Source organism: Nocardioides lijunqiniae, assembly GCF_015024225.1.
Lineage (GTDB): Bacteria > Actinomycetota > Actinomycetes > Propionibacteriales > Nocardioidaceae > Nocardioides > Nocardioides lijunqiniae.
The window spans coordinates 1-15,734 of the sequence record NZ_JACJGM010000009.1 but is presented as its reverse complement, the minus strand read 5'-3'; the positions used below and the strand labels follow the sequence as shown (position 1 = coordinate 15,734).

Sequence of the window (15,734 nt, the reverse complement as noted above, 5' to 3'; positions counted from 1 at the left end):
CCAGCACGATCCATCTGGCGCACGTTCCGCCCCGTTGCGACACTCGGACGATGCGCTCTTCGATGCGACGCGTCACTCCCGCGGACGCGGTGCACGTCGCAAGCATCTATGTGGCGTCGTGGAATGAGGCCTTCGCCGGGGTGGCACCACCGCGCGTGCTGAACCGCAGCCAAGTGCTCCGATGGAGACAGGACCTGACCGCACGCGGGAATCGTTGGTGGCTCGTCGAGGACGAGGTCGGGGTCGTGGGCTTCGCGGGGGTTGGTCCGAGTCGAGATCCGATCGACCCCGGGCTCGGAGAGCTGGACACCATCGCGGTCCTGCCACGCGCCTGGCGCCGAGGTCTGGGGCGTGCCTTGATGGACGCCGCGGTGGAGGGTCTGGTCGAGGCCGGCTACCACCAAGCCGTCCTCTCGCCGTCACGGCGCCCGGACTGGGACGATCGTGGGATGAGTGACCTGGACGCGCGGACCGTGATCGAGGCCGGTGGGTGGGACGGTCGGTACGCCGTCGTGCGCGCGGTGGGCACGCTCGGCGACCGCGGGGCCGCGGTGATCGACGCCAACGGCGACGGGGCCGACATCAACCTCGAGCACTTCCGTCGGGTCGACGGCGAGTGGGTCGCGACCTCCAGCACGGGCGGAGCTGGCGACTGGGGGCGCGGCTGGTCCGACGGCGTCTGGGCGGAGCACGACCGGAGTGACGACGGGTGGTGGCTGACGCTGGAGGAGGGGCCGGAGCCGGACGACGACGTGTCCGAGCGGCCCGCGGGCGCGGGGTCGTTCGGATGGGTGGCGTGGACGCCGGAGGCGCTGTCGTCCTGAGGCGTTGGTGTCGAGACGGTTGCCAGCGCAACCTCCTCAACCAACGACTGCTGAGTCCTCAGCGGTGCGAGGATGCCCGCGGCGGCTCGGAGGGGGACGTCATCGACGAGGACGGAGCGCGACGTGACGGCACGGTTCGAGGGCAGGCGGGCACTGGTCACCGGGGCGGCGGGCGGGATCGGGCGGGCGACGGTCGAGCTGCTCGAGGAGGAGGGGGCACGCGTCGTCGGGGTCGACCTCCGCGAGGCCGACGGGGTGCGGCCGTGCGACGTCGGCGACGCGGGGTCGGTGACCGACGCCGTCGCCGAAGCGGTCGCCGAGCTCGGTGGCCTCGACGTGCTGGTCAACGTGGCGGGGATCGACCAGTTCCGCCGGTTCGGGGAGCTGGACCTCGCGACCTGGCAGCGGCACCTCGCCGTCAACCTGACGGGACCCATGCTGATGAGCCAGGCCGCGCTGCCCGCGCTGCGCGAGAGCCGCGGCAACATCGTGACGATCGCGTCGGTGGCAGGGCTGCGGGCCCAGCCGTACCAGGCGGCCTACTGCGCGTCGAAGGGCGGCGTGATCATGCTGATGAAGTCGCTGGCGCTCGAGCTGGCCGAGGACGGCATCCGCGTCAACACCGTGTGCCCCGGGGGAGTGGAGACCGACCTCCCCATGGGCGCGGCGGCCGAGCACGACGGTGCCGACCTCGACTGGGGTCTGCTCAGCGAGACCGCGGGCGGGCGCTACGGCTTCATGCCGCCCCGGCACATCGCCGAGTCGGTGGCCTACCTCGCCTCCGACGCGGCCGCGTCCGTCACCGGCGCGGTCCTCGCCGTCGACCGCGGCACCGCCTGCTGACCCGCCCCGCCTAGGCCGGTGCGTCGTCCTCGGCGGCAGGACGGCCGAACGTCACCGCGTCCCACACCTCGGCGGGCGCGGTACGGCTCAGGCCGGCGTCAGGCGCGGCGCCGAGCGCGTCGTTGACCGTCGAGAAAGCGATGCGCAGGGCGACGAACGTCGTCATGGCGAAGATCCGGGCGTCGTCGAAGCCCGCGTCGCGCAGCACCTGCACGTCGGAGGCGGTCGTGCCGTTGGGATCGGTGGCGACGGCGCGCGCCCAGGCCGCCATCGCGCGCTCGGCTGCGGTGAGGCCCTCGTCGGTGCCGCGGAGCACGCCGGCGGCGAGGACCGGGTCGGCCTCGTTGCCGAGCCGGGAGCCCCAGGCCAGGGCGCAGTAGGAGTCGCCGAGCGAGGCGGCCGTGGCCGCGACGAGGATCCCGCGCTCGCGCAGGCTGAACCCGCCCTCGGCGCCGACCCGGCCCAGCAGCCCGAACAGGCCCTCGAGCGTCTCCGGCTGGTGCGCCCACAGGTGGGTGAGGTTCATGACGTAGCCGACGTCGTCGACGTCGTCGTCGTAGAGGGCCTGGACGGCCGCGGTCACGGGTGGTGCGGACAGGAAGGAGGCGGTCACGTGACCCATGACACCGCACCGGGCGCACCTCGCGCACCCCCTCCGCGGGTAGGGGAGCATGGAGCCCATGAGCGAGCCCGTGACCGTCTCCATCACCCGTCACCTGGAGGCCGGTCACGAGCCGGAGATGGTGAGCTGGCTGTCGGCGGGGATCAGGCTGGCGGAGCGGTTCCCCGGGTTCCTCGGCGCCGGCTGGGTGCGACCGCAGCCGGACTCCGAGACCTGGCACATGCTCTACCGGTTCGCCGACCACGAGTCCCTGCAGGCGTGGGAGCACTCGCCCCAGCGGCAGTGGTGGCGCTCCTCGGCCGCCGGCCTGGGCGTGGTCGAGTCGCGCGTGGAGAAGCGCACCGGCATCGAGGGCTGGTTCGACGAGCCGGAGACGCGCGAGGTCAGCGACGACCGGGCGCCGGCCCCGGTCGCACCGCCCCGGTGGAAGCAGGCGTGCGTGATCTTCCTGGTGTTCTTCCCGCTGAGCGTCGCGGTCAACGTCGCCTCGAGCCGGCTGGTGCCGGACCTGGTGCTGCCCCTGAGGGTGCTGCTCTCGGTCCTGGTGATGACGCCGGTGATGACCTACGTCGCGCTGCCGTGGGTCACGCGTCGGATGGCGTGGTGGCTGCACCCGTCGAGCGGGACTGCCGGCGCTCCTGGTGCAGCGACAGCAGGGACATCGCCAGCGCGACGCTGAGGACGACCAGGGCGGTGACCAGCGCGGCGGTGAGCGCGGTCGTGCTCGACGCGGAGTCGCGCGTGAGCTCGTAGACGGTCATCAGCAGCGCCGCGCCGATCGCGGAGCCGATGCGCTGCCCGGTCTGGAGCGCCCCGCCCGCCGCACCCCCCATCCGCGGGGGTACGTCGGTCAGCGTCAGCGTGAGGTTGGGGGAGATGACCGCACCGCCGCCGAGTCCGGCCACCAGCAGCGCCGGGACGGCCACCGGCCACAGCGGGTCGGCGTGCGGCGCCAGCAGCGCGAGGGCCGCCACCCCGGTCATCATCACGACCAGCGCGATCACCGTGATCCGGCGCCCGACGTCGGAGACGAGACGGCCGGCGACCGGCGCGGCCACGGCCGAGCCGACGGCGAACGGCATCAGCAGCAGCCCGGCCATCAGCGGCGTGTAGCCGAGGTCGCCCTGCAGGTGCACCGAGACGACCAGCAGCACGCCGGTGAAGCCGGTGAAGTAGAGCGCGCCGACGGCCAGGCCGTTGACGTAGCCGGGCAGCTCGCGCAGCAGGGCGAGGTCGAGCAGGGGCGCGTGGCCGGTGCGGGTGAGGTGCCGCTCCCAGGCGACGAACGCCCAGATGAACGCCGGGACGCCGGCGAGGAGCACCAGCGGCAGCTGCTCGCCCCCCTCGAGCCGGACGACGGGGTAGAGCAGGCACAGGACGGTGGCGCCCAGCAGCAGCGCCCCCGGTACGTCGATCCGGTTGGCCGGGTCGCGCGCGGCGCCGGGCTCGCGCCTCGGGACGAGCCGCGCCACGGCGACCATCGCCACGAGCCCGATGGGCACGTTGATCAGGAAGAGCCAGCGCCAGCCGTCGTCCTCGCCGGCGGCCGCGATGATCAGCCCACCCAGGACCGGCCCGAGCGCGGAGGCGCTCGACACGGTGAAGCCGAACATCCCGAACGCCCGCGCCCGCTCGCGGCCGCGGAAGAGCTGCTGGATCAGCCCGGAGTTCTGCGGGGTGAGCAGCCCCGCCGTCGCCCCCTGCGCGAGGCGGGCGAGGACGACCAGGGCGGCGTTCGGCGCCAGCCCCACCGCCGCGCTGGAGACGATGAAGCCGGCCAGCCCGATGAGCATCAGCCGCCGACGGCCGAACGCGTCGCCCAGGCGCCCTCCCGCGACCAGGGTCAGCCCGAAGGTCAGGGCGTAGCCCGACACGACCCACTGGATCGTGCCGGCCGACGTGGCCAGGCCCTCCTGCATGGAGGGGATGGCGACGTTGACGATCGACACGTCGAGCAGGGACATGAAGCCCACGACGAGCGAGACCCCGAGGATGCGCCAGCGCCGCGGGTCGGCGACCTCCTCCTGCTCCGCGTCGCGGGCAGGGCCGGCGTCAGACGCGGGCGTCGCCACCCGAGTTGGCCAGCTTGCTGGCGACCGTGTGCAGGTCGGCGCGCCAGACGTCCTCCGGCACCGGCGGGAGGATCGCGTCCCACTCCAGGGCGGTGGAGCCGATCACGCCGGTGAGCCCGACGGTGCGGGCGAAGAACCACAGGTGGAAGTGCGACGCGCCGTCGCCGTAGCGGTTGGCGTGCACGCGCGCGACGTGGGGCAGGTGCTCCATGATCCGCACCAGCCGGTTGGAGATCCGGCCCATCTCGGAGGCCTGGTCGTCGTCGAGGTCGCCGTAGTCGAGGTGCTCGCGGGTGTGCAGCAGCAGGACCAGCGGCAGCCCGGAGGGCCCGCCGGGGTGGGTCAGCACCCAGCGCTCGTCCTCCCACACCACGTGGTCGGGGTCGAAGCCCTCGCACGACGAGCAGGGCCGGTCGCCCTCGCCGTGGCGCGGCGCCTCCTCCGACGGCGGCGGCAGCACGCGCGGCACCACGGCACCGTCGGCGACGGTCCACGGGAAGTTGTCCCAGCCGCCCGCCGGAGGCATCGGGAGGCGGCCGTCGGGTCCGACGGCGGCGACGACGCGGGCGTAGACCTGTGCGGCAGACTCCGGCATGGGCCCACTGTGCCACCCGCGCCGGGCCGGCACGCATCGACCCCGGGGACCCGTCGGGACGCCCGCACGGGCCCGCGTCGCATAGTCGATCGAAATGCTCGACTATGATCGGGTCCATGACCCTCCCCGCGCTGGTGCCGCTCCCGTCGTACGACGACGTCCAGGTGGTCGTCCCCGCGCCCGACGCGGGCCCCGGCAACTGGGCCGGCGCCGCCAGCGCGGTGCTCGTCGACGGCGTCTTCTGGCTCACCTGGCGGGTGCGCCGTCCGCTCACCGACGGCCGCGGGGTGACCGTGGTGGTGGCCCGCTCCGACGACGGCGTGACGTTCGATCCGGTGACCCGGGTGCACCGCGACACCTTCGGCGCGGAGTCCTTCGAGCGCCCCGTCCTGGTGCCGGTGCCCGGCCTCGGCTGGCGCCTCTACCTCTCGTGCGCGACGCCGGGGTCCAAGCACTGGTGGGTCGACAGCCTCACGGCGCCCACCGTCGAGGAGCTGTCGACGGGCCACCAGCAGGTGGTCCTGGCGGGCGACGAGCACACGGCGGTCAAGGACCCGGTGGTCACCGTCGGTGACGACGGCTGGGAGATGTGGCTGTGCTGCCACCCGCTCGACGAGGCCGGCCACGAGGACCGGATGACGAGTCGCCGGCTCACGAGCGCCGACGGGCTCGAGTGGACCGACCACGGCGAGGTGCTGGCCGGCCGCCCCGGCGAGTGGGACGCGCGCGGCGCCCGGGTCGCGGCGGTGCTGCCGGGCTCACCCCTGACCGTGCTGTACGACGGCCGCGCCGACGCCGCCTCCAACTGGTACGAGCAGACCGGCGTGGCCCGCTGGGACGGCACCCGCCTGGTCCCCGACGACCTCGCCCCGATCGCCTCCCCGCACAGCGACGGCGCGTTCCGCTACGCCGCGGCGGTCCCGCTGCCCGACGGGCGCACCCGCTTCTACGTCGAGGCCGCGCGACCCGACGGGGCTCACGACCTCGTGACCTGCGTGCGCTGACCGCTCTGCGAGGCGCGCTGCGCGAAGGAGCCGCGGCTGGCGGTCGAGAGCCAGTCGTCGAAGCTCTCGCCGGTGACCTCGGCCAGCTGGGCGATGTCCTCGGCGAAGTGCGGGATCAGCCGTTCGCGCGCCTCGGGGGCGAGCAGCGGACGGTGCGCCGCGGCCGACCCGGCGAGCCGGGAGATCAGCGGAGCGCTCGCGCGGCGCCACACCTGCGGCGGCACGAACTGCCCCAGGGAGGCGCCGGCGCGCACGACCGGGCCCAGCACCCGCGGTCGCCAGCCCGGCTCGACGAACGGGTGGGAGTTGTCGCGCGGGATCGAGTCGACCATCCCCGGGCTGATCCCGAGGAAGCGGCAGGTGCGGTCGACGGCCGCCGCCGGGTCGTCCACGATCGCGCGGTAGCGCAGCACCAGCACCCGCTCGGGGTCGACGAAGCGGTGCAGGTGGGCGAGCTGCGCGCCGTACCGGCCGAGGTCGCGGTAGCGCCAGAACGGCGCCCATCCGTCGGCCACCCGTCGGTCCTGCAGCGCGAACGCCTCCTCGAAGTCGGCGACCGGCTCGAGCCCGTCGGACCACAGGTGCATCCAGTTGGAGTAGGCCCGGTCGATCGGGTCGCGCACGACCGCGATCAGCTTCACGTCCGGCAGCCCCTCGGCGATCCGGCGGTGGGCGGCGCGGTGCCAGAGGTAGAACGGTGTGCTCTCACCCTGGACGACGCCCTGGACCTCGTCGGCGAACAGCCGCTCGTAGTCGTCGCGCCGCCACAGCCACTCCTGCTGGGAGTGCGCGTCGCCGGGGCCGCGGTAGGCCGGCGGCGGCGCGTCGTCGCACAGCCAGTACTTGGGCTCCTTGGGCTGCGACATCCGCACCTCGGGGTGCTGGGTCAGTGCCGCGTGCAGGGCGGTCGTGCCGGCCTTCGGCGCGCCGATCACGATGAAGTCGGGCCCCACCACGCTGGTCATAACACCACTATGTCACGTGACTAAGATTCGACGGAAGCCTCGGCGCGGACGGTCCCGCCGCGCTCGCCACTAGGCTGACGCCGTGGCCGACCTCAACATCCCCGCGGCGCCCGCGATCCCCGGCGCCACCCCGCTCCACTCGGGCAAGGTGCGCGACCTCTACGTGCTCGACTCCGGCCCGTACGCCGGCGAGCTGCTCATGGTGGCCAGCGACCGGCTGTCGATCTTCGACCACGTCCTCGACACCACGATCCCCGACAAGGGCGAGATCCTCACCCGCATGTCGCTGTGGTGGTTCGGACAGCTCGGGGTGCCCCACCACGTGCTCTCCACCGACGTGCCCGAGGCGGTGCGCGGGCGCGCGGTCGTGTGCCGGCGCCTGGACATGTACCCGGTCGAGTGCGTCGTGCGCGGCTACCTCACCGGCTCCGGACTGCTCGACTACCGCGCCACCGGCGAGGTGTGCGGCATCGCGCTGCCCGACGGCCTCGAGGACGGCAGCCGCCTGCCCGAGCCGATCTTCACGCCCGCCACGAAGGCGGCGCTCGGCGACCACGACGAGAACGTCTCCTTCGCCGCGGTGGTCGCCGAGGTCGGGTCCGACGTCGCCGACGAGCTACGGCGCCTCACGCTCGACGTCTACGCGCGCGCGGAGTCCGTGGCCCGCGAGCGCGGCATCATCCTGGCCGACACCAAGCTCGAGTTCGGCGCCGGCAGCGAGGGCGAGATGGTCCTCGGCGACGAGGTGCTGACCCCCGACTCCTCCCGCTTCTGGCCGGCCGACGACTGGCAGCCCGGCCGGACCCAGCCGTCCTACGACAAGCAGATCGTGCGCAACTGGGCGCTCTCGCCGGAGTCCGGCTGGGACAAGGCGTCCGGCGCCACGCCGCCGCCGCTGCCGCCCGAGGTCGTCGACCGCACCCGCGCCCGCTACGTCGAGATCTACGAGCTGCTCACCGGCGAGCGCTTCTGATGCACCTGCCCGTGCCGCCGGAGGTGGCCTTCGACTACCTGGTCGACCCCGCCCACCGGTCGCAGTGGCAGTCGAGCCTGGCCCGCGTCGAGGACGTCAGCGGCCCGGTCGCGGTCGGTCAGCGCTGGGTCGACGTGACGACGCCGGGGCTGCGGCCCGCGATGGAGACGACCGAGCTGGACCGCCCGCACCGCTGGACCGAGCGCGGCACGTGGCGGTCGTGGTCGGCGGAGCTGACCCTGGAGTTCGCGCCCGCCCCGGGCGGCTGCGAGGTCGAGCCGACGATGCGGATCGCCGCCCGCGGCCCGGCCGCCCTGGCCGCCCGGGCGCTCGGCGTGCTGGCGCCGCTCGCCGTGCGGGCGGACCTGCGCAAGGCCGGCCGGATCCTGGCGCGACGCTCCCAGTCGGTCTAGTCGGCCTAGTCGGCCAGGGACTCCCGGGCGGTGCGGGTGGCCGTGACGGCCTCCTCGAGGAACGACGCGATGACCTCGAGCTCCTCGGGGCTGCGCTCCTCCAGGACCGGACGGAGGTGGGCCGCCAGGCGGCCAAACATCGCGCCGCCGACCTGCATCGCGTGGTCGGTGACCTCCACGACGACCGAGCGCCGGTCGGAGGGGTGGGGCGTGCGCACGACGTGGCCCAGGCGCTCCAGGCGGTCGAGCATCGCGGACGTGGCGGGCGCGCTGAGCTGGAGGGCGGCGCTGATCTGGCCGGGGGTCGGCGGCTCGCCCTGCAGGCCGCGGTCCATGACGACGGCCAGGCCGGTGAGGTCCGTGCGGTGCATCTCGGCCTCGCGCCCCGCCGCCCCGACGTAGAGCTCGGACTCGTTGGCGAACCCGCGCAGCGCCCGCGTCACCCGCAGGGCGTCGGGTGAACGCATAGGTTCCCGGCTTGCTCCGTCCACGACGCCAGCCTACTGTTTCGAGGGTGGAAATGTTCACCAATGGAAATAAAGCCAGTCGGCGGGTCCCGATCGGCCGGTGGACGAGCCGCGCCGTCGTCCTGGTCGCGATCGTCTTCTCGGTCCTCGCGCTGGGCGCGGGCATCACCGGCGACGAGAGCGACAACGCCGCCGCCAACCTGCCCGACAGCGCCGAGTCGGCCCGCGCCGGCGTGCTCCAGGAGTCGCTCGGCACCTCGGAGTTCACGCCGGTCTTCGCGGTCTTCGACCGTGACGGGGAGAAGCTGACCGCCCAGGACCGCGAGGTCGTCGGCGCCAAGGTCGCCGAGCTGCAGCCGCTCGCCGCCGAGGGCCAGCAGGCGTTCCCGGTCTTCGCCGAGGACGGCGAGGCCGCCTTCGTCGGGGTGCCGCTGCGCACCGACACCCCCGAGGACGAGCTCGAGGAGCCCGTCACCGCCATCCGCGAGGCCGCGTCGGCTGACCTGCCCGACGGGCTGCGCGCCCGGGCCACCGGCGGGCCCGCCTTCACCGTGGACCTGTCGAAGGTCTTCGACGGCGCCGACGTGCGGCTGCTCATCACCACCGCCTGCGTCGTGGCGCTCCTGCTCCTGCTCACCTACCGCAGCCCCTGGCTGTGGCTGGTGCCGCTGTCGGTCGTCGGGGTCGCCGACCAGGTCGCCGCCACCGCCGTCGACGCCGCCAGCCGAGTCTTCCCGTTCAGCGTGGACGGGCAGTCGACCGGCATCACCTCCGTGCTCGTCTTCGGCGCCGGCACCAACTACGCCCTGCTGCTGATCGCCCGCTACCGCGAGGAGCTGCGCCGCGAGGAGAGCCGCTACGACGCCATGCGGGTCGCCTGGAGCCAGGCCGCGCCGGCGATCCTCGCCAGCTCCGGCACCGTCGTGCTGGCCCTGCTCTGCCTGGGCTTCGCCGACAGTCCGAGCAGCCGCAACATCGGCTACGGCGGCGCCATCGGCATCGTGGTCGCCGTCCTCTACGCGCTGGTCGTGCTGCCGGCGGCGATGACGCTCTTCGGGCGCCGCCTCTTCTGGCCGTTCGTGCCGCACGTCGGCCAGGACGACCCCACGCGCACCGGCTTCTGGTCGAAGGTCGCCGCCGGCGTGACCCGGCGCCCGGTCCTGGTGTCGGTCGCCGGCCTCCTGGCCCTGGTCGTGCTCGCCCTGCCCCTGTCCGGGCTCACGACGGGCCTGTCGCAGACCGAGCAGTTCCGGGCGACGCCGGAGTCGGTCACCGGCCAGGAGGTGCTGGCCGAGCACTTCCCGGCAGGGGCCTCCCAGCCCACCTCGGTCCTGGTGCCCGACGCCGCCGCCGACGACGTACGGCGCGCGGTCGCCGGCGTCGACGGGGTCGACCGGGTGGAGCCGCCGAAGCCCGAGGACTCCGCCGAGGGCACCACGGTGCTGAGCGCGGTGCTCAGCGCCGACCCCGGCTCCGAGCGCGCCTTCTCGACCGTCGAGGCGATCCGCGACGCGGCGAAGGACGTCGACCCGGACGCGCTGGTCGGTGGACCGGACGCCCAGTCGCTGGACGCGCAGACCGCCACCGACCGCGACCAGGCGCTGATCATCCCGATGATCCTGGGCGTCGTCCTGCTCGTGCTGCTGGTGCTGCTCCGCTCGATCGTCGCCGCGGTCGTGCTGGTGCTCACCGTGGTCGCGACGTTCGCGGCGAGCCTGGGGGCCAGCTGGTGGGCGTTCACGCACTGGTTCGACTTCCCGGCGCTCGACCTCAGCGTGCCGCTGCTGAGCTTCCTGTTCCTGGTGGCCCTCGGCGTCGACTACAACATCTTCCTCACCACCCGCGCCAAGGAGGAGGCCGCCCAGCACGACACCAAGCGCGCGATCTCGGTCGCGCTGGCGGTCACCGGCGGCGTCATCACCAGCGCCGGGATCCTGCTCGCCGCGGTGTTCACCGTCCTGGGCGTGCTGCCGCTGATCGTGCTGACGCAGGTCGGCGTCATCGTCGGGTTCGGCGTGCTGCTCGACACGCTGCTGGTGCGCAGCGTGCTGGTGCCGGCGCTGGTCGCGCTGCTGGGGCGACGCTTCTGGTGGCCCGGCGCGCTCTCCCGTGACGAGGTCAGGGACGGTCAGTAGGTTGGGCCTGACCACGACGACGTGACGGAGGACCCGGTGTCGGAGACGACGTACAACCTGGCAACGCTGCTGGAGCACAGCACCGAGCAGTACCCCGAGCGGGAGGCCGTCGTCCTGGGCGACACCCGGCTGACCTACGCGCAGGTCGACGGCGCGGCCAACCAGGTGGCCCACCTGCTCGTGTCGCGCGGCATCCAGCCCGGCGACAAGGTGGCGCTCAGCTGCGCCAACCTGCCGCACCTCACGATCATCTACTTCGGCATCCTCAAGGCCGGCGCCACCGTCGTGCCGCTCAACGTGCTCCTCAAGGGGCGCGAGGTGGCCTACCACCTGGCCGACGCGGAGGTGAAGGCCTACTTCTGCTTCGAGGGCACCCGCGACCTGCCGATCGGAGCCGAGGGCTTCGCCGGCTTCCAGCAGGCCGAGGGCTGCGAGCACTTCTTCGTCGTCACGGTCGACCCCGCCGCCGACTCCCCCCTCGAGGGCGCCGAGACGTTCGGCCAGGCCGTCGCCGGCCAGCCGACGACGTTCGACACCGTGCCGACCGACGAGGACGACACCGCGGTGATCCTCTACACCTCGGGCACCACCGGTCAGCCCAAGGGCGCCGAGCTGCGCCACCGCAACATGCGCGACAACGCGCTCGCGGGCGAGGCCCTCTTCGGCGCCGACGCGCAGCGCCCCGACACCTTCCTGTGCGTGCTGCCGCTCTTCCACTCCTTCGGCCAGACCGTCATCCAGAACGGCGCCTTCGCCTACGGCGGCACGGTCGTGATGCTGCCGCGCTTCGAGGCCGGTCCGGCCCTGATGACGATGATCACCGAGAAGGTGACGTTCTTCGCCGGCGTCCCGACGATGTACTGGGGGCTGCTGGGCGCGCTGGACGGCTCGGTCGACGTCGAGGAGATCGCCCGCAACCTGCGCATCGCCGCGGCCGGCGGGTCGGCGCTCCCGGTGGAGGTGCACAAGGACTTCCAGAAGCGCTTCGGCGTGACGATCCTCGAGGGCTACGGGCTGTCGGAGACCTCGCCGGTCGCGAGCTTCTCGCCGTACGGCGAGGAGGTGCGCGCCGGCTCGATCGGCGTGCCGATCCCCGGCGTCGAGATGACGCTGCTCGAGCCCGGGTCGTGGGACGAGATCGACGGTGGCGAGGACCCCGAGCAGGCCATCGGCGAGATCGCGATCAAGGGCCACAACATCATGAAGGGCTACTACAACCGGCCCGAGGCGACGGCCGAGGCCATCAAGGACGGCTGGTTCCGCTCCGGCGACCTGGGCCGCCGCGACGCCGACGGCTGGTACTACATCGTCGACCGCTCCAAGGACATGATCATCCGGGGCGGCTACAACGTCTACCCGCGCGAGATCGAGGAGGTCCTGATGACCCACCCGGCCGTATCGCTGGCCGCGGTCATCGGCGTCCCGCACCCCTCGCACGGCGAGGAGATCAAGGCCGTCGTCATCCTGCACGACGAGGCCGGCGTCAGCGAGGAGGAGCTCGTGGCCTGGGGCAGGGAGCAGATGGCCGCCTACAAGTACCCCCGGGAGGTGCAGGTCGTCGACGCGCTGCCGATGACCGCGACCGGCAAGATCCTCAAGCGCGAGCTCTCGTGACGGTGGCGGCCCGATGAGGGCGCTGGGCCTGGCGGGAGCCGGCCTCATGGTCGCGATCGGCGCCTTGTGGACGCTGCAGGGCCTGGGCTACCTCGGCGGCAGCTCCATGTCGGGGGAGCGCACGTGGGCGACGATCGGGCCGCTCGTCGCCGGCCTGGGCGTCGCGCTGGCCTTCGTGATCATCCAGGGCCGAGGGCGCAGGCGCTGAGGTGCGCTCACCGATCCCCGACTACCTCACCGAGGTCCTCGACACCTGTGGCGGTGACGCCGGCGGCGAGCTGGCGGCGTACATCCCGGAGCTGGCGCAGGCCGACCCCGACCGGTTCGCGCTGGCGCTGGCCACCGTCGACGGGGCGGTCTACGGCGTCGGCGACGACGCGGTGGAGTTCTCCATCCAGTCCATCTCCAAGCCCTTCGCCTACGCGCTCGCCCTGGCCCGGCACGGCATCGACGGGGTGCTGGAGAAGGTGGGCGTGGAGCCGTCCGGCGACGCGTTCAACGAGCTGTCGCTCGAGGTGGGGACCGGGCGTCCGCTCAACCCCATGATCAACGCCGGTGCGCTGACCGTGCACGCCCTCATCGACGACGAGACGGTCCGCCGCGGCTTCTCGGCCTTCGCCGGTCGCGACCTCGAGGTCGACGAGCAGGTGTTCGCCTCCGAGCTCGAGACCGCCGACCGCAACCGGGCCATCGCCTTCATGCTGCGCAGCCACGGGATCGTCGAGCAGGACGCCCAGCAGGTCGTCGAGGGCTACACCCGGCAGTGCTCGCTGCTCGTCACCGTGCGCGACCTGGCGGTCATGGCCGCGACCCTGGCGAACGGCGGCGTGCAGCCGATCACCGGCGAGCGGGTGGTGCCGCACGACGTGACCCGTCAGGTGATGGCGGTGATGGCCACCTGCGGGATGTACGACGCCGCCGGCGACTGGTTCACCAGCGTCGGGATCCCGGCCAAGAGCGGCGTCGCCGGCGGCCTCATCGGCGCCCTGCCCGGGCAGGTCGGCATGGCCACGTTCTCGCCGCGGCTCGACCGGCACGGCAACTCCGTGCGCGGGGTCCAGGTCTTCGAGCGCCTCTCCCACGACATGGGCATGCACCTGATGGAGGTGCCGCCGCCGGCGCGCTCCCTGGTCCGCGGCCGCACCGAGCTCCCGGGCGACAGGTCCGGGCACGGCTGGGCCTACGAGCTCCAGGGCTCGGTCAACTTCGTGGGCATGGAGCGCGTCCTGCGCTACCTCGCCGACGAGCCGCCCACCGAGTCCGCCGTCGTCCTCGACCTCACCCGCGTCCACGAGGTGCGCGACGTGGGGCGGCGGATGCTGGTCGAGGCGGTGCGGCGCCTGGTGCTCGACGGCCACGAGGTCACGCTGGTCGACCCCGAGGACATGCTCGAGGCGCTCCCCGACGACCGCTCCGAGGGTGACCTGGAGGCCGGCGACGGGGTCCGGGTCCGGGTGCTGCGGAGCCGCTGAGAGGGGTCCGAGCCCCTAGCCGTGCCGAAATCCCCTCGGCGAGGGGCTCGTCGGCGTACCGTCGGAGTCCTGAGGAGGACTCGTGGATGCGGTACGCCCCGCCCGGTGGAGCACCCTCGCTCTCGCGTCCCTGCTCCTGGCCGGCCAGGCCTCGGCGCTGACCACCGGCGTCGGCGACGCCCTCCCGCCCGCGCGCGGCGCCTCGTCCGCGGGGGCCGTGCCTCCCGGCTGGGTGACGACCGAGACCCAGCTGCGCGCGGCCTGGGCCGACCCGCTGCGACGGCGCATCGACCTCGGCGCCGACATCGTGCTGCGCGACTGCCTCCACGGCGACCCGATCCGGGAGTCGCCGTACGCCTTGGTGCTCGACGGTCACGGCCGCAGCCTGCGCCAGTCGTGCTTCGAGAAGCGCGTCCTGCGCCAGGACGGCACCGGCCACCTGGACCTGCGCGACGTGATCCTGACCCGCGGTGGCGCCGACGGGCCCGGCGCCGCGCTGGCCTCGCGCGGCGAGGTGCTGCTGTCGGACTGCGTCATCCGGCAGAACCTCGCCGAGGAGGCGGGAGGCGGGGTGTTCTCGATGCGCCGGGTCACCGTGCACCGGTGCCGCATCAACGGCAACCTCGCCAACGACGACGGTGGGGCGGTCTACGCCGGCCGGGGCGGCGTGCGCGTCCACGACTCGATCCTCAGCGCCAACCTGGTCGACGGATCGGGCGGTGCCGTGGCCTCGACGGGCGACATCCTCGTGGTCGGCTCCCACATCGACGGCAACACCACCGACGGCGACGGCGGAGCGCTCTACGCCGACGGTGACGGCGACGTGACCGTGGTCGACTCGCTCATCGACGGCAGCGCGGCGGACGGTCCCGGCGGTGCCATCTTCACCGTCGACGGCGACGTCGCGGTGCTGGAGAGCACGGTGATCGGCAACCGCGCCGACGACCGCGGCGGGGCGATCGCCGGCGAGGCCGACGTCCTCGTGGTCAACTCGACCGTCGCCCGCAACCTCGCCGTGGCCCACGGCGGCGGCGGGATCTGGGCCCGCGGCAGCGTGGCGCTGGTCAACGCCACGGTCACCGACAACTACTCCGAGGGCGCCGGTGGCGGGGTCCTCTCGGCCGGCCGCACGACGATCATCTCCTCCACGCTCACCCGCAACATCGCCTCGGTCGGGGGCGACGTCTCGGCCGCCGGGACCCTGCGCAGCTTCGGGTCGATCATCGGGCCGCCGGCGTACGAGGGGGTCACCGGCGACACCATCCCCACCCGGCGCAGCTGCCGGGTCTACGACGGCGTCTCGCTCGGCCACAACTTCGTCACCGACGACAGCTGCGGCCTCGAGTCCGTCACCGACGTCCGCGGAGCGAGCCCGATGCTCGCGCGGCTCGAGGACGACCCGCTGGGATTCGTCCTCACGCCGTACGACGGCAGCCCCGTGCGCGGCCGCATCCCGAGCGGCTCGTGCCTCGCCGCGCTTCCCACGCCGCTGCCGTCCGGCCAGCTGCTGGAGCGCTGGGTCACGTGGGGGGACCTGCTCGACCGGGACGCGGTCGGCGCGGTGCGCGACACCGGCGCGGGCTGCGACATCGGCGCCGTGCAGTCACCGCCCGCCGCGCCGCCGCCGCTGCCGCCCCCCGCTCCGGAGGACGACGTGATGGTGCGCGCCGGATCGGCGCCGAGGCCGCTGCGGCGCTCGTCCGCCGTCCCGCCACGCTCGGTGGTCCGGGTGGCG

At 73.6% G+C, this 15,734-nt stretch carries 16 protein-coding genes and 1 pseudogene; 12 read left to right on the top strand and 5 right to left on the bottom strand.

The genetic code is table 11. From position 1 onward, the window contains the following. Window positions 1–50: 50 nt before the first annotated feature. From IRQ30_RS24355 to IRQ30_RS07705, 3 genes and pseudogenes are all read left to right on the top strand, one after another. Window positions 51–392 (top strand): annotated as a pseudogene (locus IRQ30_RS24355) (N-acetyltransferase family protein); the annotation flags it as partial. 57 nt (window positions 393–449) lie between these two features. Then, window positions 450–824 carry a hypothetical protein gene (locus IRQ30_RS23290; RefSeq protein WP_227467249.1) on the top strand — a complete coding sequence of 125 codons (375 nt, stop codon included), beginning with the start codon at window positions 450–452 and terminating at the stop codon, window positions 822–824. A gap of 123 nt (window positions 825–947) precedes the next feature. Beyond that, window positions 948–1,667, top strand: a complete 720-nt coding sequence (locus IRQ30_RS07705; protein WP_338089614.1) for an SDR family oxidoreductase — start codon at window positions 948–950, stop codon at window positions 1,665–1,667. 10 nt (window positions 1,668–1,677) lie between these two features. On the opposite strand, the gene IRQ30_RS07700 is transcribed toward IRQ30_RS07705, so the two are convergent. Next, a complete protein-coding gene (locus IRQ30_RS07700) occupies window positions 1,678–2,280 on the bottom strand; it encodes a carboxymuconolactone decarboxylase family protein (RefSeq protein WP_338089613.1) in 603 nt (200 codons plus the stop codon). A 67-nt stretch (window positions 2,281–2,347) separates the two neighbouring features. On the opposite strand from IRQ30_RS07700, the gene IRQ30_RS07695 reads away from it, so the two are divergent. Further along, a complete protein-coding gene (locus IRQ30_RS07695; RefSeq protein WP_193612364.1) occupies window positions 2,348–2,968 on the top strand; it encodes an antibiotic biosynthesis monooxygenase in 621 nt (206 codons plus the stop codon). Here the strand turns inward: IRQ30_RS07695 and IRQ30_RS07690 are convergent. Both IRQ30_RS07690 and IRQ30_RS07685 read right to left on the bottom strand, forming a co-directional pair. Next, on the bottom strand, window positions 2,874–4,361 hold the full coding sequence (locus IRQ30_RS07690; protein WP_338089612.1) for an MFS transporter: 1,488 nt from the start codon (window positions 4,359–4,361) through the stop codon (window positions 2,874–2,876). The genes IRQ30_RS07695 and IRQ30_RS07690 overlap by 95 nt on opposite strands. Then, the gene (locus IRQ30_RS07685; RefSeq protein WP_193612363.1) at window positions 4,342–4,956 is read right to left on the bottom strand and encodes a hypothetical protein; all 615 of its coding nucleotides are present in this window, start codon (window positions 4,954–4,956) and stop codon (window positions 4,342–4,344) included. Before IRQ30_RS07685 ends, IRQ30_RS07690 begins: the two co-directional genes overlap by 20 nt. 116 nt (window positions 4,957–5,072) lie before the next feature. On the opposite strand from IRQ30_RS07685, the gene IRQ30_RS07680 reads away from it, so the two are divergent. Continuing rightward, window positions 5,073–5,960, top strand: a complete 888-nt coding sequence (locus IRQ30_RS07680) for a glycoside hydrolase family protein (RefSeq protein ID WP_193612362.1) — start codon at window positions 5,073–5,075, stop codon at window positions 5,958–5,960. Here IRQ30_RS07680 and IRQ30_RS07675 read toward each other — a convergent pair. Continuing rightward, the gene (locus IRQ30_RS07675) at window positions 5,933–6,925 is read right to left on the bottom strand and encodes a sulfotransferase family protein (RefSeq protein WP_193612361.1); all 993 of its coding nucleotides are present in this window, start codon (window positions 6,923–6,925) and stop codon (window positions 5,933–5,935) included. The genes IRQ30_RS07680 and IRQ30_RS07675 overlap by 28 nt on opposite strands. A gap of 82 nt (window positions 6,926–7,007) precedes the next feature. Here IRQ30_RS07675 and IRQ30_RS07670 point away from each other — a divergent pair, with 82 nt between their 5' ends. After that, window positions 7,008–7,898, top strand: coding sequence for a phosphoribosylaminoimidazolesuccinocarboxamide synthase (locus IRQ30_RS07670; RefSeq protein ID WP_193612360.1), 891 nt, complete (start codon window positions 7,008–7,010; stop codon window positions 7,896–7,898). Beyond that, window positions 7,898–8,311, top strand: a complete 414-nt coding sequence (locus tag IRQ30_RS07665; RefSeq protein ID WP_193612359.1) for an SRPBCC family protein — start codon at window positions 7,898–7,900, stop codon at window positions 8,309–8,311. Before IRQ30_RS07670 ends, IRQ30_RS07665 begins: the two co-directional genes overlap by 1 nt. Window positions 8,312–8,316: 5 nt before the next feature. Here the strand turns inward: IRQ30_RS07665 and IRQ30_RS07660 are convergent, their stop codons facing one another. Continuing rightward, window positions 8,317–8,778, bottom strand: a complete 462-nt coding sequence (locus tag IRQ30_RS07660) for a MarR family winged helix-turn-helix transcriptional regulator (protein ID WP_193612358.1) — start codon at window positions 8,776–8,778, stop codon at window positions 8,317–8,319. 53 nt (window positions 8,779–8,831) lie between these two features. Between IRQ30_RS07660 and IRQ30_RS07655 the strand changes: the two genes are divergently transcribed. The 5 genes from IRQ30_RS07655 to IRQ30_RS07635 all read left to right on the top strand — a co-directional run. After that, window positions 8,832–10,913: an MMPL family transporter gene (locus tag IRQ30_RS07655; RefSeq protein WP_193612481.1), complete on the top strand. Its 2,082-nt coding sequence runs from the start codon at window positions 8,832–8,834 to the stop codon at window positions 10,911–10,913. A gap of 21 nt (window positions 10,914–10,934) precedes the next feature. Continuing rightward, window positions 10,935–12,527 carry a long-chain-fatty-acid--CoA ligase gene (locus tag IRQ30_RS07650; RefSeq protein ID WP_338089611.1) on the top strand — a complete coding sequence of 531 codons (1,593 nt, stop codon included), beginning with the start codon at window positions 10,935–10,937 and terminating at the stop codon, window positions 12,525–12,527. A gap of 13 nt (window positions 12,528–12,540) precedes the next feature. Next, entirely contained in the window at window positions 12,541–12,735 is a 195-nt protein-coding gene (locus IRQ30_RS07645) for a hypothetical protein (RefSeq protein ID WP_193612357.1), read from the top strand. A gap of 1 nt (window position 12,736) precedes the next feature. Beyond that, complete coding sequence (locus tag IRQ30_RS07640; protein WP_193612356.1) at window positions 12,737–13,999, top strand: glutaminase; 1,263 nt, start codon at window positions 12,737–12,739, stop codon at window positions 13,997–13,999. 82 nt (window positions 14,000–14,081) lie between these two features. Beyond that, window positions 14,082–15,734, top strand: a 1,653-nt coding sequence (locus IRQ30_RS07635; protein WP_193612355.1) for a hypothetical protein, incomplete at its 3' end; no start/stop codon positions are given.